We start from the raw sequence: 16061 nt of genomic DNA, 5'->3' as shown, positions 1-16061 counted from the left end.
AGCCATCGTGCGGCGCAACTCGGGAGGAAGTTCGTTTCCCGGGTCGATCTCCTGCTCCAGCCGTTCGAGAAAACCCTCTGTTGCTCGGGACGTACGAGCCCGCCGATCAGACGTCTTCGCCCAGGACGCATGTGCGGCTATCCGTGCTCGGAAGCTTCGTTGCTCAGCGGTGAGGCCACGTGGGACCGGCTTCTTCGGGTCGTCAGACATTCTCACCGATCCCAAGTCGCAGCTGCGTGTCCTGCGCTCGCTCGGCTGCAGCGCTGGCACCGTAGTGACGAGGCATGTCCTCTGATGTCCAACCGAGCAGCAACATCAGGTCGCCGGGTCTGCTGCACGAATTGGTGACATCTGAGTTGGCTTGCCGTGATGGTGAGCTGGGAGGATGTCGCTGTGCCCAAGCCCTACCCCCAGGAGTTCCGAGACGATGTCGTGCGGGTCGCGCGTGAGCGCGAGCCCGGTGTGACCGTCGAGCAGATCGCCAAGGACTTCGGGGTCCACCCGATGACGTTGTTCAAGTGGCTGCGCCAGGCCGAGATCGAGGAAGGTGCCAAGCCCGGTGCGAGCCGGACCGAGTCGGCGGAGCTGCGCGAGGCCCGCAAACGGATCAAGCTGCTCGAGCAGGAGAACGAGGTCCTGCGTCGCGCGACTGCGTATCTGTCGCAGGCGAACCTGCCGGGAAAAGGCTCTACCCGCTCGTGACCGAGCTCGCCGCGGACGGGATTCCCGTCGCGGTGACGTGCCGGGTGTTGAACATCGCTCGACAGCCGTACTACCGGTGGCTGGCCGCGCCGGTCACCGTCACCGAGCTCGAGCGGGCTCATCGAGCGAACGCGTTGTTCGACGCGCATCGCGACGATCCAGAGTTCGGCTACCGGTTCCTGGCCGACGAAGCCCGCGACGCCGGCCAGTCGATGGCGGACCGGACCGCGTGGCGGATCTGCTCGTCCATGGGCTGGTGGAGCGCATTTGGCAAGAAACGCGGACGCAACGGCAAGAAGACCGGCCCACCGGTCCACGACGATCTGGTGCGCCGCGACTTCGCCGCCGCGGCGCCGAACCTGTTGTGGCTGGCCGATATCACCGAACACCGCACCCCTGAAGGAAAGCTGTATCTGTGTGCGGTCAAGGACGTCTGCTCCAACCGGATCGTCGGTTACTCCATCGACTCCCGGATGAAGTCCCGGCTCGCCGTCACCGCGCTCACCAACGCTCTCGCCCCGCCGCGGTGAGGTCGCCGGCTGTGTGGTGCACACCGACCGCGGATCGCAATTTCGTTCCAGGAAATTCGTCCGCGCACTCGCTCGTCATGGCTTGACCGGGTCGATGGGCCGGGTCGGCGCAGCCGGAGACAACGCGGCCATGGAGAGCTTCTTCGCGTTGCTGCAGAACAATGTTCTCGACCGGCGTACCTGGACCACGCGCGAGGAACTGCGGATCGCGATTGTGACCTGGATCGAGCGCACCTACCACCGCCGCAGGCGCCAGGCAGCTCTCGGCAGGTTGACCCCGATCGAGTACGAAGCAATCATGGCCACGCCAGCCAGCCGTGCTGCGTGACTACCACTGTCACCTACTCGTGCAGCAGACCCATCGAGAAGATGCTCGGCGTCGCGTGCCCGTCGGGCCCTGACCTCACGCCTGAAGCTTGCCGACGCAGACGGCGGACGAACTCGCCAAGCCGCACATGCGACGGCTGATCTTCCCACGGACTATCGAGCACACCCACGTCGAGGAGGGTGGCATATCGATCAACAACGAGCTGAGGACGACGCACCTGCGGTTGCGACGCCGGCGAACTCCACCGACCGAACCGCCTTGACCAGCCTTCTCGACCTGGCCGAGCCCACTCGAAGCCGCTGCCGCAACGCTTCCGACGATATCGGCCGCTGGTAGAGCTCTCGATGGCGAATGTCCTCACGCCTCGCGCGCTCCAACAGGTCGTCGCGGACGACAACCGGCTCCGCCTCGACGGACTTGGTCTCGTCACCCACAACGTCGACAGCGGCTGGTAGCGGCACCGGTCGATCATCAACGGCAGCGTCAACGAGCTGAGCGCTGTTCATGCCCTGCAACAGGCACGGCCCGACATCAGACCACCCGATCAACAGAAGTGGCCCGACCGCATCGAAGGCGGCTTTGCCGTACTCGCCAGCAATGACGGGATCGGCCACGTTCAGAGCCAGCGTGACCAGGCTGCAGAACATCAACAAGCGTCGGACGGGCTTGAGCTGTGCTTCACCGGCACCGTTCGCCGTCAGCTGCCGCAGACCGAGCAGCAGGCCCATCACCGACAGGTCGACCGCAGGAGCAACCAGCGGAGCAATCCATCCGGGAACACCGAGCCTCAACCCCAGGCTCAACACGTTGCCAAAGCCGAACAAAAACGTCAGCCCGACGACCGTACCCATGATCACCTCAACGGCCTGGCGGACACGCATCTGATCAGACATGTTCACCGATCCCCATCCGCAGCTGCGTCTCCTGCGCCCGCTCCGCTGCCGCGCTCTCCCCGTAGCGACGCGGCATGTCCTCCGACGTCCAGCCAAGCAGCAACATCAGGTCGCCGGTGTCGCCGCCCGCTCGCTTCCACTCGTGTGCGAAGTTGTGCCGCCACCGGTGCGCGTGCACTCCTGACAGCCCGGCAGAGAGACCACGACGCTTGATCATGATCTTGATGCCGTTGGGCTTCAGCGGCTTGCCCCCACGGTCGGCCAGCCACAGGTCTGGCAGCTCGGCGCCCTTGTGCTTCGCACGAGCGCGGAGGTAGCGGCTGATCGCTCGTGCGGTCTTGGGCCCGTAGCGGACGCGGCGGTCCTTGTTGCCTTTGCCGTGGTAGTGCACGGAGTCGGTGTCCTGGTTGAGGTCCTCAAGGCTGAGGTTGCCGACTTCGGACAGGCGGGCACCGGTGTTGTAGTAGAGCCGGATGATGGCCTCGTCGCGGAGCTGGACGAAGTCCTTGCCCTTGCAGGTGCCGAGGACCTTCTTGGTGTCGTCGTCACGGATGACGGCAATGAGCTTCTTCTGCGGCTTGGGCTGCTTCACCCGCTCCATCGGCGAGCGGTCGATGTCCTCCGCGTCCAGCATCAGCCACTTGAAGAACTGCTGCAGACCCTTGTGCTTGTTCAGCGCCGTGGCGCCAGACCGCGTCTCGATCATCCAGGCCTGGAAGAACTCGATGTGCGCACGAGTCACCTCGCACGGGTCGTCGGCGGCATCGTCGGCGTCCGGGTCGGGCGAGTACTCGGCGAGGTAGCGCGCGAGCTGGGCGGCGGCCAGGAGGTAGTTGTAGCGAGTGGTCTCCGGATGACTCGAGGATCGCAGCGTGCGGTCCCAATCACGCAGATAGCCCGTCCACGTCTTCGAGAGACCGTTTGAGAGCTTGTTCAGGTCCAGAAGAGGCATTGTGAAAGCCCTCCGAGTAAAGGGGTCGATGAGCGGCGTGCTCGACCCGGCAGAACTCGGCAAGATCAAAAAAAGAGGGTCCTCGCAGTATCTGACCTGCGAGAACCCTCTTGGCCGTCGGGACGACAGGATTTGAACCTGCGACCCCTTGACCCCCAGCAAGGTCCCCGCACCACCATCGACCTGCTCTCCCAGCGTACGTCCTGGTCAGACCCTTGGCCTGTGTTGGTCTCGCTTGGTCTCGCGTGGTCATCAAGCGGTCCCCGTCTCCCAGGTTTCTCCCCAGCAGCCCCGCCTCATCGCGCCATCGAGGACCGTCGGCCGCGGGCGGGCGAGCCGCACCCGTACGGTCTGGGTACTTCGGCCGTTTATGGACAATTCATGGACATTGTCCGACTCACCCGGTCGGCCTAGTAACGCGAACAGCTCTCATTTCGTTAGTCACAGACATGGAGTTCGCGGCGGGGCGCGGATCCGCCACGCTCCCGCGCGAGCTTGCGATGGGGAGTGAGAGCTATGCCGACCGACCCAGAGATCCCGTTCCGCGAACTGGTTGACTGCCGCGACGCTCGAGGGAACCCGATCAAGGTCGGCGCCGGCGCCACCCGAGGAGGCGAGGTCGTCTTGCTCTACCCATCGGGACACGTGCCCATCCTCAACACCCAGCAGGCCACCGAGCTCGTCACCAAGCTCCGCACCGTCATCCAGGACGCCGCCCAGCGCGACGCCTGAACAACGAACCCCCAGCGTCACAGGGAAGCGCTGGGGGTTTTCCCGGCTACGCCTCGCGGCGTTTCGTCCAGCGCGAGCTACTCGCCGCAGTCGCCGGGGCAGACCCACCGAGCCTTGGCCTTGGGCGCGACGCTGACGGGCACCACGCGGGTCGCCTCGTCGCGGCCGAGCTGGCAGCCGTAGGCCGCGCCGTGATGCAGGGCGTACTGCAGGATCGCGCCGCGGCGGCGGACGTGGAGCTTGCAGCCGTGCCGGCACTCGCGCATGACCTGCACCTCGGACCAGCCGCTGGTCGGACGGACGTAGGTGGTGACGTGCTGGGCGATCTCGCGGGCGGCGTCGGCAACGATGCGGATCTTCACGGCGTGCTCCTTGCGATGGGGACTCATCAGCCTGGTCTCGATCCCAGGGACGCCTCACGGCGTTTCGTCCAGCGGTCGTTGTCAGGTACCAGCCGACCGGGCGAGGTCGAGTTCCGCGCGCAGCCGAGCCGTCTCCTGGTCGCGCATGGAGAACACCGTGGCGAGCGCGCATTCGACCCGGACGAGCCCGGAGCGCGACATCGACTGACCGGTGACGGCCAGGTTGAGGACGATGCTCTGCATGAGCTGGTGGATGTCGTCCTTGGTCTGCTGCGGCGTGACGTCGGCGGTGCTGGCGGTGGTCAACGGTGCTCCTCGTGTGGCGGTAGTCCGGCTGGGCAGCCGTGGCGTGGGCGCGTCCCGATCCGCGCCCCACCACGACGACTCAGTCAGCTGCGGTCGGTGCCCCAGCAGCCGGGCGTACCGCAGTGCGGGTCCCACCCGGCCCAGCAGTCGCAGCCCGTCGAGTCGCTGACGGGCGTGAGGAGGATCCCCGCGGCGGCGCGGGCCTGTTCGATCTGGTCGGGGGTGTCCGCCGGGCCCCTGCCCGTCGAGTGGTGGCGGTCGCGGTGGTTGGAGTCGTAAGCCGCGGTCCGGTAGGTCGTCCAGGTCAGGCTGCCGTGGGTGTGGCGGATGACCGAGAACTCGATGACGCGGGTGCCGCCGTGCGCCTGGGCGGTGGCGACGATCTCGCGGGACAGCACCTGCTCGGAGCGCTTCCGGCAGGCGGGGTCGGTGCTGCAGCCGAGAGGGTTCGGGCACTCCTCGCCGTCGGTGTGGTGGTCGCGGAGGTATGCCTCGACGGTCCTCCACACCTGGTGGCCGTCGTAGGTGTGGGTGCTGCTGCCCGCGCAGTGCGGATCGCCGCAGTAGCCGCCCGTGCGGTGCGGGTAGCCGGTGGACGCGGCGCGGGCGGCGGTCGTGGTGCGCATGAAATCTCCAGGTGGCATGAGTGGCGGCGCTGGCGTGGTGGTCAGGCGGCGAGCAGGGTGGCCGCGACGCGGTGGTAGCAGGCGTGCTTGGACTTGAGGCCGGCGGCGCAGTTGCAGGCCTGCGGGGCGGCGAGGTAGGTGGCGGCACCGTCCGAGGAGACGACGCGGAACACGCGGCGGCCGCGGATGGGGAGGATGCCGCCGTCGGCGATGAGCTCCTGGGCCTTCTCGATCGCGGCGGGCTTGAAGGGGGCGACCTTGGCGGCCTTCTGGATCTTGGCGAAGCAGCGGGGGCCGTAGCCGCGGGCGACCGACTTGGCCGCGCGGAGCGTGCGGCCGCAGATGCACTTGGTGGTGGTCTGCGTGGCGGTCATCCGGGGCTCCTTCGTCGTCCTGCCGATGCCAGAACTGTACCCACATCTGTGGCCACACACAAGCATCTGGGCCTACAAATGTGGCCACACGTGTGGTTACATAAGCGCATGGCAGCAGCAGAGAAGATGGAGCAGTACAAGTTCCGCGAGCGCCCCTCGCGCATGAAGCGTGTCCAGGCAATCGCAGAACACAGGGGCGACAACGTCTCTGAGCTGATCCGCGACGCCCTCAAGGACTACGTCCGGGCACACGACCACGAACTGCCGCGCGACGAAGGGAGCTGATGCGGCATGACCAGCCAGAAGACTCACGGCTACCTGCCGCTCAAGGTGCGGATCCCGGTGTTGCTCGCGGCCGTTGTCGTCGGCCCGGCTGTCGCCGTGCTGGCAGGCGGGTTCGGCCCTGAGGTCCTGTGGGCCTTTGCGTCCTCCGTGATGAGCATGGTGGTGCTGGATCAGCTGTACGCGTGGATCGACCGGAGGGACCGTCGTGGCTGAGTCTCCTTCTGCCCTGCTGGAGAGAGCAGCGGCGCTGATCGAGTCCCGCGCGGCCGCTGTCCCGGCCTACGGCGGCATGCACGGCATCGACGGCGTGAGCGAGTGGCAGGACTGGCTGGGGCTGTTCGAGGAGCCCGACGAGATCGGCCCGCCGCTGGTCGAGTGGCTCAGGGGGTCGTTCGACCACCCGTCGCCTGCAGCACTTAACTTCGCCCGCGCCGTGCTGGGTGAGACCACCGACGCCAAGGACGGTCGCTCATGAGAGACACGAACACCTGCCCCGACTGCGGAGTCGCGCCGGGCACTCGGCACGCTGACGGATGCGACGTGTCACGTTGTCCGGAGTGCGGCACGCAGGCGCTCCAGTGCGGCGACCACACGTCCTCTGGTCAGGGCATCTGGACCGGCGAATGGCCGGGCGATCTCGAATGCCGCGAGTGGGACTGGTGGACGCCGTTCACCCACCCGAACGGCACGACCGAGATGGTGTCGGACCTGAACAGGCTGGCGCTCGCCGCCGCGCGCGGCGAGGTCCGCTGGGACAAGCAGGCGGAGCGCTACCGATGACCGGCACCCCACGCTGGTTCGACGCCCAGTTCACCGATGGACGCCGCAGCTTCACCTGCGGACCATTCGACACACCCACCGAAGCAGAAGAGTTCGGACGCCAGCACGCCACACCCCGCCTGCGATACACGGGCGTGGCGAACCGGGTCGGCCGCCAAGAGGTCGCGATGCTCATCGCACAGCTCGACCTTGCCGTCGCTGGCCGGCAGGACAAACGACACGTCGGCGCGGTCACCCGCTGGGAGCCCGATGCCACCAGCGGGTTCATCACCGACACCAGCGGCACCTCGTGGTTCGTTTCCCGCGACTCCCTGCCCGGCTCGCTCCTGTCGCTGCCGGTCGGCACGCGGGTCACGTTCACCGGCAGTCCGAAGCCTGCGCCTGGCAAGAAGTACCCGCAGGCCCAGTCAGTTCACACCGAGGAGACCGACTGTGGGTAACCAGATCATCAAGCAGCCGGACGGCAAGTTCGCCGTGCTCAACTCGAACACCGACACCATCGCCTTGTGGGACGCAACCAAGGACGAGGTCATTGAGTGGTTCGTCGAGCTTGAGCTGGCCGCCCTGGAGCGGTTGAAGCAACGCGTCGCCGAGATCGTCGACCATGTCGACGCTGGCAACGCCCGTCAGGCTTACTTCCAGTTCGCGGTGACCTGGGAAGAGGCGCTTGTCCGCGATCGACGGCACGACGGCGAAGCATGGAAGGAGTTCGACCGTGGATGAGGTGATGAGGCACGCGTCCGAGCAGGGACGCCGAGCCCTGGAGACGACCGGCGAGGGCATGCGCAAGATCCTCGACGCCAACCCGATGCCATCGGCCGCATCGGTGCACGCTGCCGTGGAGGTCATCATCCAGAACTACGCAGCAGCACTGGCACCGGTCGTGCACGCCCTCGGTGAGGATGCCCGCGCTCTGGGCGCCTCCTGGCGCGAGGCAGCCATCCGAGCCGCGCGAGAGCAGGAGGGTCGCCGTGGATGACCTCGTCGAGTGGCTGCGCCAGCAGATCGCCGAGACACGCACGGCAGCGACCAAGGCGGCGCAGTCCGTGCATGAGATGCACGCCAGGCCGACGTTCAACGCCGTGGTGCACGACCCCATCGAGTGGGCCTCGCGGTGGAAATACCGGGACGCCGACGGCTCTGTGTGTGCGGGCACGGCGAGGTCCGGGCTGGTGGCGGTTGCACCATGGGGAGGCCATCTGAACCACGCAGGCGAGCACATCGCCCTCCATGATCCTGTGGCTGTGCTGGCTCAGTGCGACGCACACGAGGCGATCCTCAACGAGTGCGTGCGTGTCCGCGACGTTCACTTCTCCGACGACTTCACAGCCGACCACCTCGCCGAGGCTGTGATCCGCCAGCTCGGCCTGGCCTACCAGCACCGCCCCGGCTTCCGAGAGGAGTGGCGCAGTGGATGACCTAGTGTCGAGAAGGCTCGAGATCGCCCGCTACCTAGCCAAGCAGGTAGCGGACGCCGCCCAGCGCGTGGGGGTCCTCTGCGGCAACCGTGATCTCGCCCTGTCGAGGGCGAAGGAGGCTGGCGCAACCGACGAGCAACTCGCCGAGGCTGCCCACGTGAACGGCCAGGAGATGGTCGAGCACGCCCAGCGCTACGCCGGCGGAAGCATGCTGGTCCGCAACCCGCACCCGGACATCGAGCGCATCTACCCGGTGCCCGAGTGGATCCGCGACGAGCAGCGGAACGGCGGCAAGCTCTACCGCCGCACGGTCGTCGTGCTGGAGGACTGGACGGAGATCGAGGAGCAGCCGACGTGACCACACCTGACCGCTACGCCGACCTCACGCACCGCGTGCACCAGCGCTACGCCGCCGGCGGCACCGTCGACCGCAACGCGTTCAACAACGACCCGACGTTCCGCGCCAGCGTCGAGATGATCCGCAAGATGCTCACCGCCACCGACGCGGCGCTCGCTGCAGAGGGCGTCGACGAAGTCACCCGTGATCGTGTGGCCTACCGGGTGCTGTACGGCGAAGCCCCGCACTCCTACCCGGTCCCGGACTCCCACGAAGCACTCGCCCGGCTCCGCGCCCGCGACGAGCAGCTGCAACGCCTGGCCAAGCTCGATCTGCCCAAAATCCAAGTCGACTGGCTGCCATGACCACGCCCAACGTCAGCCAGCTCGGCGATCTCGAGCCCGTCATCGACTGGCCACGATGCCCCGCCTGCGGGTCTGAGCGATGGCACCACCTTGGCGACTTCGAACACCAGCCCACCGGCCGCACCGTAGACGTCGCCGTTCTCCACGAGATCCCCACGGCAACGTTGATGGAGCCCGGCAACCCGAAGCCAGTCACCCACCTCCCCTGGCACATCGAGCCGGGCATCGAACGCGCCCGCCTCCTCCCCCGCGAGTGCCGCGAATGCAACCACCAGTGGCGCCAAGACACCGGCACCCGCGACGCCGTCCGCACCCGACCCCATGCACCAGGCCTCGACCACCAGACCCCACACATCGAAGAGTTGTCGGCGACTACGCCCCGGTGGCCAGGCATCCACGCCAGCGACTTGGCAACAGGAAACCCCTCCCGTCAACGCCCCGAAGGCGGTACACCCCGATGATGACCAACGAGCAGATCGCCCAGTGCCTCCTCGGCCCCGAGGACCACGCCTACGCCACCATGGACCCCGTCTCCGCCCCCGTTACGGACACGGCGCCAGAAGGAACCCGGCGAGTCCAGGCGCAACTGGTGGCCCGACCTCCACGCACCTCGGACTTCGTCATGCCTGACTGGTACCGCAGCTTCATCCGCGCCACGCTGCAGAACAAGCTCGCAGCCAGATGCGCCGAGCAAGGCCTCGAACTCATCGCCGCCAACGACGTGACCGAGGGCCACGCCTCGCTCGGCCCTGACGTCGGCACCATCGCCTACTACCACGTCGGCTACGCGAAGCCCGCCAGCCATGACGCCTGACCTGCCGCAGCGGATCCTCGCCGCCATCGAAGCCACCGAGCAGCTCGATGCTCCGCGCCTCGGTGCACGTGTGCTGTTGCTCAACGCCGAGGACCGCGTGCTGCTCGTGCACGCCCGCGACCCGCAGGACGCCGACCATCACTGGTGGGAGCTGCCCGGCGGTGGCGTCGAGCCCGATGAGAAGCCCACGGACGCCGCGTGCCGCGAGGTCGCCGAGGAGACCGGCATCGTCCTCCCCCGCGTCGACCGCCACCTGTGGACGCGGGAGTCCCGCTTCCACTACATGGGCCGCGACCACCACCGCATCGACCTCGTGTTCCTCGCCCGCGTAGCCGACGCGGCGCCGACCGTTGCGCTCCAGCCGACCGAGAACGAGAAGGCCGGCGTGATCGAGCGCCGCTGGTGGACGGCCGCCGACCTTCACAAGTGCGCGGACAAGGTCCTGCCCGCGAACCTGGCCGGCCTGCTCGACGACGTCCTTGCGGGAACGTTGAGCGATAAGCCGCTGATCATCGACTGAGGAGGCCAGGCCCCGTGACGAACGCTCTGGTGTGCACCGCTCAACGCCTCGACGGCGAACCCTGCTGGCTTCGCGTCCACGACAGCCGCGTGCACCTCGCCCGCGACATGCGCTGGTTCACGCTGCCCGACCCGAAGTGGACCAACGTCGACCTGGCCGGCGACGAACTCCGCGACGCGCCCGACGCACTGAAGAGCCCGGACCACCACCAGGCCTCGATGTCCGCTTTTCATTCGCCTTAACAGGACGCTTACGCTCCGGCAGAGCCAACCGCCACACCTTCGGCGGCCACACCGACCAGGCCTTGCAGATGATTCCCCTGCTCGAAGCAGGCAAGAACGCCACCTGGCCGTTCTGACCGCGCTAGTCTCGAACCCGTCGGCCCACGCCCCCCGAGGCTGACACTTCCCCCCAGCGGCCCCGCGCTTCGTCCCCCGAGGCGCGGGGCCGCCTCGTCCGGTTTGAATGTCGCCAAAACCGGACGTTCTGACTTACAGTCACCACAGTGGACGCCGCCGCCTGGTGTCCCCCGTAGGCACCGGAGTGGTGGGCATGAACTGCAGCAGCATCGGAGACCCCGACCGAAACCCGACCTGCTGCGGCCGCGCGGTCTTCGAGGCGCGCGCGTGACCGGGGCGCAGTGGCGCGTGATCGCGCTTCTCATGGCGTTCGGCAACTCGGTGCGGTACCTCGTGGTTGCCGATGGCTGGGAAGACCTGCTGAACGCCGCGGTGTGGGCCGTCGTCTTCGTGGTGCTTGCCTTCTGCCGAGTGCAGGAGCGGTGCGGGCTGCGGCTGCCGGTGGTCCTGCCGTTCGGGAGGTTCCAGCACCACGTCCACCACTGCGCGAGCGATCACGGGCACACGTCGCGAACGCACAAGTGCCGCTGTGGCCTGGCCTACACGCCGCTTGAGGTGGCGTCGTGAGGCCCGCGCCGATCCCGGACGGAGCGGTATGGCCCGGCGCAACGCGAATCGTCGTCTCAGCCCCTGACGGTGACCTGGCCGGCGACATCCCATCCGTCGAGGCGCTGGTCGATCGGTCGTCGACCGGGTGGCAGCGGCTGTCGGTGCGGTGCGTCCTTGAGTCCGGTGACCTGGAGCGCCTTGCCGCGGGCGAGTGCGTGTGGATGTCGTTCTACGGCGGGATGCCGCCGATCTCTGTGGACCTCGCGCCGTGAACGCCTACGCGAAGCTCCCCGCCCTGCTCCGCCGGATTGACGCGCTGGAGTCCGGCGAGCAGCTGTGCCGGACACGCGACTGCTACAGCCGGTTGTGGCTGCTCTCCGAAGGCCCGGTCTGCGGCTTCTGTGCGTACCGGGTCCGGGCCCTGCTCATGGCCGACATCCGGCTGTCCATGACCCTCGCCCCGCACACGAGAGGCCTCAGCCCCTTCGTCCACATCAGCGCGTGCTGAGGGGGCGGCCGTGGCCATGTGGTTCTCCGCCCTGTGCACCGCTAGCGCCGAGCCGATGGTCGCCGAGTGCCCCACGTCGGTCGACGGCCGGCACTGGTGCACCGACCTCCCGGCACACGACGACCTACACCGCTGCCTGTGCAAGGCCTGGTTCTCGGAGAAGGGCCTGATCGTCCAGAACCAGGCTCGCCAGAGTGCCGAGTCTTCGCAGGCCGTACTCGATTCAGAACCCCACTAGGAGACCCTGATGTTCGAAGCTGGCGCGTGGCGCGCGGGCGTGCTGGACAACCCGATCGCGATGACCCTCGGTCTGAGCATCGGGTGCATCGTCGACGGCCGGATCCACGCCGCGATCGGTATCGGCTCGATGGGCCTGGAGCTGCAGGTGGTCGACGAGGCCAGCCTCATGCCTACGCCCCTGCAGATCCCGGTCGACGCTGGCCGCGCTCTGTGCGACGCGCTCGTCCAGCACTTCGGCGGCACCAGTAACTCGCGGCAGCTCCGCGCGGACTACGACGCCGAGCGGGGACGCGTCGACAAGCTCACCGGCGCCCTGCTCGACATCGCCACCAGGCGGCCGTGATGCCCGAGGAGACCCGCGACGATCACGTCGCCGCGGCGCTCGCGGCCGAGGGCCAGGCCATGCCAGCCGACGACTTCTCCTGCCCTGTCGTGATGACAGGCGGCTGCACCTACTTCACCGACGGCGTGCACCGCTGCTGCACCGCCCCGCTCGGTGACCCCCAGCACGGCATGCCGGGGCACCCGCACAGCTGCATGTGCCGCGTCGCCTGGTCCGTCGTCCAGCGGCGCCTCGCCTCGATGCAGGACGAGCTGCTGGAGCTCGCGCTCAACGACGAGGTCGGCCCGGCCCGCACGCGGCACCGGCAGCCGACGTCGTCGGAGTGCTACGCGGTCAGCTCGTTCGTGATCTCGGAGTTCAACCGGATCGACGACCAGATCAAGAACATCCCGTGGTGGCAGATCAACCGCCGGCGGCAGGCGCGCCGGAAGTACCGGGCGTTCGGCACCACACACCACGTGATCCACAACTACGTGTACCCCAGCGAGGAGAGCTGACGTGCGCAAGAAGCCTGCATCTGTCCTCGCACCCCACGAGGACGCCGTCGTCGAGGCTTACACAGGGGGCGCCTCAGCACGGCAGATTGCCACTCGTTTCGGCGTCGGCGGCTCCACCGTGCGCCGCGTTCTGGACGCCCGTGGCATCACGCTCCGCGTGGGGCAAACCGTCGGGCAGTCACTTCCAGCGCGCACCGAGGTGGAGCCGGATGCGAGCGTTGCTGCGTTGTCTGCGGCGGAACTGGCGTATATCGCGGGCCTGATCGATGGCGAGGGCTGCCTGCTGATCTACCGCAAGAAGGACAGCCGAGGAGGCCTGCACTTCAGGTGCATCCTGCGAATCGCCAACACCTCACTGCGGGTCATTGCGTGGCTGCAGGTCCGCCTCGGCGGCACCGCAGTTCCTGCCCAGAAGCCGCGCGCGCACCACTTGCAGGTCTACCAGTGGCCGTGCGAGGGCCCGCGCTTGGCGGCGCTACTTGTCGCAGTTCGCCCGCACCTGGTGATCAAGCCAGAGCTGGCCGACCTGCTGATCTCAATGCAAATGACCATGGCCTACAGCGGCCGTGGCCTTCGACTGCCTGAAGAAGTCAAGGCCGAGCGCGAGCGCCTGTTCGCGAAGTACCAGGCCGAGCGTGCAGAGATGAGAGGGCGATGAAGAAGATCCCGACTGTGTTCGTTCGCGACCACGACCGCCGCTGCATCACGCGAGAGATCATGCCGGGCTGCGAGTGGGTGACCGCGTCGTGATCAACGCCGAGGGTCGCAGCCCGCAGATCCAAGAGCTCGCACGGGACTTCGAGTTCGGCCACCTGCCAACCCCCGTGCACAGTGTCGCGCACATGTATCGCGTCTTCGCGGCCGAGCTCATCGACTCGATACCCGATGATCGGGCACTCGCTGGACCGCTGGACCGGTTGCTGACGTCGCGAGACGGCGCTGTCGGGCCTGCGGTTATCGCACAGAGGGAACTTGTGCGTGTGCTGGCGCAGATCGAAGAGCACGACCAGAACTACGACGTTCGCTATCGCCTGGTGTGGCAGGCCGCCGGCTTGGCGCGTGATGTCGGCTACGACGCGGGCATCCGCATCGACCCTAACGAGCCTGAGTGGCCAGTCGTCTACATCGAACTGCCGGACGCACAGGTGTCGTGGCACATGCCCCAGCACCCGGTCGCGTGGGACGGCCACGACACAGAGGAGAAGTACCGCCGCGTTCGCGCGTTCGTCCAGGCGGCCACGTCATGACCGATCAGCATCCGGTAGTCCAGCGGCCCAGTGTCGGGCGCATCGTCCACTATGTAAGCCACGGCTCCCCCATCCGCGAGGACGGCACGCAGGTCTTCCCATCAGAGTGCCGCGCGGCGATAGTTTCCGAGGCCGGCGCGTGGATCGCGGTCGCCACGATCGAAGCCGAGAGCTTCAGCCGCAGCGAGGGCCGCCCCATCCGGCACGTCGAGCAGTGGTTCTACGACGACGCCGTCACGCTCACCGTGCTGCACCCGACCGGATCCTCTCGGCACGCCTGCAAGCACGACGAGACCAACCACGCCAGCGGCACCTGGCACTGGCCGGAGCGTGTCTCGTGACGGCGCTCGTGCACATCGTCGGCACCGTCACCTACGTGGGCCAACGCACCAGGCAGTGCTGCGCGTGGTGCGGCACCGTGCTGCTCGACTACTACCTGGACCGCATCGCCGTGCCCCTGGGCCAGGACGCCACCGCGCCCGCAGCGTTCCAGCCCGGCGCGCTCCTTGAGATCGACGGCAACCGCAAAGCCGTCCTGTCCATCGGGGACGAGGCGCTGCTGCCGGACAACGCGTGCGCCCTCACGAACCTGACCGCGGCCACCGAACAGCAGGCGCTGGACATCGCTGACCGCGTGGCCGCCGAGGAACCGACCGCGGGCGCCGGGCGCGCCACGCGCAGGCTCCTCGCCGCGCTCCTCGACCGGGGGCTGATCGCCCAGCGCATCAACAGGCCAGCCGACCTCGCGCTGGTGCTGGAGCAGCTGGGGTTCTCGCTCGAAGGGCGCGGGATCGCGAACCTCCGCACCTCGATCAGCGACTCCTACGAGGCCTTCAACGCGGACAAGATCCGGTTCCGCATCGAGGGCGACCTCGTGCCGGTCGAGGGCGAGACAGCGTCGGCACCGCCGTCATTCCGCGAGCTACGCGAAGCCCGCGCCCTCACCGAACCGGTGCTGCCGGACGAACTGCTCGACCGCCTCGACAAGGCGTGGGCGCAGCGGAAGCGGTGGCACGTGCTCGTGCCTGTCGACGGCGAGATCTCCCTGACACACCCCGAATTGCTCGACCGCGCCGAGCGTGAGCTCGCCTTCAAGGTCGAGGACCTCCTGCAGCGGGACGGACGCGCGGTGCTGACGAGTACCGGACCTCAGTGGACGGTCCGTGCGTACTCGGCTGGCGAACCGCCTGAGCAGAAAGACAAGCACGAGCGGCTGTTCCCCCGCGAGTCGCCGAGTACCGCCCAGCTCGGCGCCGACGTCGCCGGTCTCTACCGCCTGGTGTGTCGCATGTCCGGCTGGTCCATCCCCACGATCGAGGAGAAGACACCGTGAACCGCTACGCCACCTGGAACAACGGCCTCATGGTCGCCATCCCCGACACGGCCCTCACCGAACTTGAGCTGGCGTGGCGTCAGGCCGAGCCGTGGCACGAGGTCCAGTTCGTCCCCGAGGGCGTGGCAAGCCAGGTGGCGGACCTCGACACCCTCGCGCGGCACGTGAGCGAGATCGCGGTCCTGCAGGTCGCCCGGCAGCAGCGGACGATCCTCACCCACTCCGGCGTGAAGTGGTCGCTGCAGGCCGTCCAGCCCCGTTCGGTGCCTGAGCGCGACGCGCGCGCCGACACCTGCTCATGGGAGCCCGGCACGCCGCTCCCCCAAGGTGGTGCCTGGTGGATCGCCTGCCGCGTCTTCGGCCTGTCCATCCCGTTGCTGCCCGCTAAGGCAGTGACCTCGTCCCGCGAAGAAACCGAAACGAAGGAGACCCGGTAATGGGGTACAAGACCCGCCAGGTGCAGAAGACCCGCCGCGTGCAGAAGCAGCGCCAGGTGCCCAACGGTTCCGGCGGCTTCACCTACGAGCCGTACTGGGACACCGAGACCTACACCGAGTCCGAGAGTTACTACGTGCCGGACACCTCTCCGTCCAGCTCGTCCTTCGACAGCGGCTCGTCGTCCTCCAGCGACTCCAGTTCCTGGTAACTCCGACCACCAACA

At 67.7% G+C, this 16061-nt stretch carries 31 protein-coding genes and 1 pseudogene; 26 read left to right on the top strand and 6 right to left on the bottom strand.

What is annotated here, in order from left to right:
• Positions 1-393 precede the first annotated feature (393 nt).
• Positions 394-1560: pseudogene (locus IE307_RS38885) on the top strand (IS3 family transposase).
• 191 nt (positions 1561-1751) lie between these two features.
• Here IE307_RS38885 and IE307_RS38880 read toward each other — a convergent pair.
• Both IE307_RS38880 and IE307_RS38875 read right to left on the bottom strand, forming a co-directional pair.
• Complete coding sequence (locus tag IE307_RS38880; RefSeq protein WP_229905499.1) at positions 1752-2453, bottom strand: hypothetical protein; 702 nt, start codon at positions 2451-2453, stop codon at positions 1752-1754.
• Positions 2446-3405, bottom strand: a complete 960-nt coding sequence (locus IE307_RS38875; RefSeq protein WP_191304476.1) for a tyrosine-type recombinase/integrase — start codon at positions 3403-3405, stop codon at positions 2446-2448. The genes IE307_RS38880 and IE307_RS38875 overlap by 8 nt, the downstream gene beginning before the upstream one ends.
• A 516-nt stretch (positions 3406-3921) precedes the next feature.
• Here IE307_RS38875 and IE307_RS38870 point away from each other — a divergent pair.
• Complete coding sequence (locus IE307_RS38870; protein ID WP_191304475.1) at positions 3922-4137, top strand: hypothetical protein; 216 nt, start codon at positions 3922-3924, stop codon at positions 4135-4137.
• A gap of 77 nt (positions 4138-4214) precedes the next feature.
• Here IE307_RS38870 and IE307_RS38865 read toward each other — a convergent pair whose 3' ends face one another.
• The 4 genes from IE307_RS38865 to IE307_RS38850 all read right to left on the bottom strand — a co-directional run bounded on the left by IE307_RS38865 (position 4215) and on the right by IE307_RS38850 (position 5805).
• Positions 4215-4499 carry a hypothetical protein gene (locus IE307_RS38865; RefSeq protein ID WP_191304474.1) on the bottom strand — a complete coding sequence of 95 codons (285 nt, stop codon included), beginning with the start codon at positions 4497-4499 and terminating at the stop codon, positions 4215-4217.
• Between the two features lie 81 nt (positions 4500-4580).
• Positions 4581-4805: a hypothetical protein gene (locus IE307_RS38860; protein WP_191304473.1), complete on the bottom strand. Its 225-nt coding sequence runs from the start codon at positions 4803-4805 to the stop codon at positions 4581-4583.
• An 83-nt stretch (positions 4806-4888) separates the two neighbouring features.
• Positions 4889-5431: a hypothetical protein gene (locus IE307_RS38855; RefSeq protein WP_191304472.1), complete on the bottom strand. Its 543-nt coding sequence runs from the start codon at positions 5429-5431 to the stop codon at positions 4889-4891.
• Positions 5432-5472: 41 nt separating this feature from the next.
• Positions 5473-5805: a DUF6011 domain-containing protein gene (locus IE307_RS38850; protein WP_191304471.1), complete on the bottom strand. Its 333-nt coding sequence runs from the start codon at positions 5803-5805 to the stop codon at positions 5473-5475.
• Positions 5806-5913: 108 nt separating this feature from the next.
• Here IE307_RS38850 and IE307_RS38845 point away from each other — a divergent pair, with 108 nt between their 5' ends.
• The 24 genes from IE307_RS38845 (at position 5914) to IE307_RS38730 (ending at position 16046) form a co-directional block, all read left to right on the top strand.
• Positions 5914-6090 (top strand): ribbon-helix-helix protein, CopG family, encoded by a 177-nt coding sequence (locus tag IE307_RS38845; RefSeq protein ID WP_191304470.1) that lies wholly within the window; start codon positions 5914-5916, stop codon positions 6088-6090.
• Positions 6091-6096: 6 nt separating this feature from the next.
• Positions 6097-6303, top strand: a complete 207-nt coding sequence (locus IE307_RS38840; RefSeq protein ID WP_191304469.1) for a hypothetical protein — start codon at positions 6097-6099, stop codon at positions 6301-6303.
• Positions 6296-6565 (top strand): hypothetical protein, encoded by a 270-nt coding sequence (locus IE307_RS38835; protein ID WP_191304468.1) that lies wholly within the window; start codon positions 6296-6298, stop codon positions 6563-6565. The genes IE307_RS38840 and IE307_RS38835 overlap by 8 nt, the downstream gene beginning before the upstream one ends.
• A 65-nt stretch (positions 6566-6630) precedes the next feature.
• The gene (locus IE307_RS38830) at positions 6631-6870 is read left to right on the top strand and encodes a hypothetical protein (RefSeq protein WP_191304467.1); all 240 of its coding nucleotides are present in this window, start codon (positions 6631-6633) and stop codon (positions 6868-6870) included.
• Positions 6867-7310 (top strand): hypothetical protein, encoded by a 444-nt coding sequence (locus IE307_RS38825; RefSeq protein WP_191304466.1) that lies wholly within the window; start codon positions 6867-6869, stop codon positions 7308-7310. The genes IE307_RS38830 and IE307_RS38825 overlap by 4 nt, the downstream gene beginning before the upstream one ends.
• Positions 7303-7593, top strand: coding sequence for a hypothetical protein (locus IE307_RS38820; protein WP_191304465.1), 291 nt, complete (start codon positions 7303-7305; stop codon positions 7591-7593). The genes IE307_RS38825 and IE307_RS38820 overlap by 8 nt, the downstream gene beginning before the upstream one ends.
• Positions 7586-7849: a hypothetical protein gene (locus IE307_RS38815; RefSeq protein WP_191304464.1), complete on the top strand. Its 264-nt coding sequence runs from the start codon at positions 7586-7588 to the stop codon at positions 7847-7849. The genes IE307_RS38820 and IE307_RS38815 overlap by 8 nt, the downstream gene beginning before the upstream one ends.
• On the top strand, positions 7842-8288 hold the full coding sequence (locus IE307_RS38810; protein WP_191304463.1) for a DUF6221 family protein: 447 nt from the start codon (positions 7842-7844) through the stop codon (positions 8286-8288). The genes IE307_RS38815 and IE307_RS38810 overlap by 8 nt, the downstream gene beginning before the upstream one ends.
• Positions 8281-8646: a hypothetical protein gene (locus tag IE307_RS38805; protein WP_191304462.1), complete on the top strand. Its 366-nt coding sequence runs from the start codon at positions 8281-8283 to the stop codon at positions 8644-8646. Before IE307_RS38810 ends, IE307_RS38805 begins: the two co-directional genes overlap by 8 nt.
• Positions 8643-8990: a hypothetical protein gene (locus tag IE307_RS38800; RefSeq protein WP_191304461.1), complete on the top strand. Its 348-nt coding sequence runs from the start codon at positions 8643-8645 to the stop codon at positions 8988-8990. The genes IE307_RS38805 and IE307_RS38800 overlap by 4 nt, the downstream gene beginning before the upstream one ends.
• Before the next feature lie 460 nt (positions 8991-9450).
• Entirely contained in the window at positions 9451-9804 is a 354-nt protein-coding gene (locus IE307_RS38795) for a hypothetical protein (RefSeq protein ID WP_191304460.1), read from the top strand.
• On the top strand, positions 9794-10324 hold the full coding sequence (locus tag IE307_RS38790; RefSeq protein ID WP_191304459.1) for an NUDIX hydrolase: 531 nt from the start codon (positions 9794-9796) through the stop codon (positions 10322-10324). The genes IE307_RS38795 and IE307_RS38790 overlap by 11 nt, the downstream gene beginning before the upstream one ends.
• 14 nt (positions 10325-10338) lie before the next feature.
• A complete protein-coding gene (locus IE307_RS38785) occupies positions 10339-10566 on the top strand; it encodes a hypothetical protein (RefSeq protein ID WP_191304458.1) in 228 nt (75 codons plus the stop codon).
• A 405-nt stretch (positions 10567-10971) separates the two neighbouring features.
• Complete coding sequence (locus tag IE307_RS38780) at positions 10972-11250, top strand: hypothetical protein (protein WP_229905498.1); 279 nt, start codon at positions 10972-10974, stop codon at positions 11248-11250.
• Positions 11247-11504, top strand: coding sequence for a hypothetical protein (locus tag IE307_RS38775; protein ID WP_191304456.1), 258 nt, complete (start codon positions 11247-11249; stop codon positions 11502-11504). Before IE307_RS38780 ends, IE307_RS38775 begins: the two co-directional genes overlap by 4 nt.
• Entirely contained in the window at positions 11501-11740 is a 240-nt protein-coding gene (locus tag IE307_RS38770; RefSeq protein WP_191304455.1) for a hypothetical protein, read from the top strand. The genes IE307_RS38775 and IE307_RS38770 overlap by 4 nt, the downstream gene beginning before the upstream one ends.
• Positions 11741-11987: 247 nt before the next feature.
• Positions 11988-12323 (top strand): hypothetical protein, encoded by a 336-nt coding sequence (locus tag IE307_RS38765; RefSeq protein ID WP_191304454.1) that lies wholly within the window; start codon positions 11988-11990, stop codon positions 12321-12323.
• Positions 12323-12820: a hypothetical protein gene (locus IE307_RS38760; protein WP_191304453.1), complete on the top strand. Its 498-nt coding sequence runs from the start codon at positions 12323-12325 to the stop codon at positions 12818-12820. Before IE307_RS38765 ends, IE307_RS38760 begins: the two co-directional genes overlap by 1 nt.
• A 1-nt stretch (position 12821) precedes the next feature.
• A complete protein-coding gene (locus IE307_RS38755) occupies positions 12822-13478 on the top strand; it encodes a hypothetical protein (RefSeq protein ID WP_191304452.1) in 657 nt (218 codons plus the stop codon).
• Between the two features lie 88 nt (positions 13479-13566).
• On the top strand, positions 13567-14067 hold the full coding sequence (locus IE307_RS38750) for a WDGH domain-containing protein (RefSeq protein ID WP_191304451.1): 501 nt from the start codon (positions 13567-13569) through the stop codon (positions 14065-14067).
• Positions 14064-14408: a hypothetical protein gene (locus IE307_RS38745; protein ID WP_191304502.1), complete on the top strand. Its 345-nt coding sequence runs from the start codon at positions 14064-14066 to the stop codon at positions 14406-14408. Before IE307_RS38750 ends, IE307_RS38745 begins: the two co-directional genes overlap by 4 nt.
• Entirely contained in the window at positions 14405-15400 is a 996-nt protein-coding gene (locus IE307_RS38740; RefSeq protein ID WP_191304450.1) for a hypothetical protein, read from the top strand. Before IE307_RS38745 ends, IE307_RS38740 begins: the two co-directional genes overlap by 4 nt.
• Complete coding sequence (locus IE307_RS38735; protein ID WP_191304449.1) at positions 15397-15837, top strand: hypothetical protein; 441 nt, start codon at positions 15397-15399, stop codon at positions 15835-15837. Before IE307_RS38740 ends, IE307_RS38735 begins: the two co-directional genes overlap by 4 nt.
• The gene (locus IE307_RS38730; protein WP_191304448.1) at positions 15837-16046 is read left to right on the top strand and encodes a hypothetical protein; all 210 of its coding nucleotides are present in this window, start codon (positions 15837-15839) and stop codon (positions 16044-16046) included. Before IE307_RS38735 ends, IE307_RS38730 begins: the two co-directional genes overlap by 1 nt.
• Positions 16047-16061 lie beyond the last annotated feature (15 nt).

It is taken from the genome of Lentzea cavernae (genome assembly GCF_014653695.1).
In the GTDB taxonomy this organism is placed as follows: Bacteria; Actinomycetota; Actinomycetes; order Mycobacteriales; family Pseudonocardiaceae; genus Lentzea; species Lentzea cavernae.
Note: the sequence above shows the minus strand (reverse complement) of the source record. Positions and strands in the feature narration are given on the sequence as shown.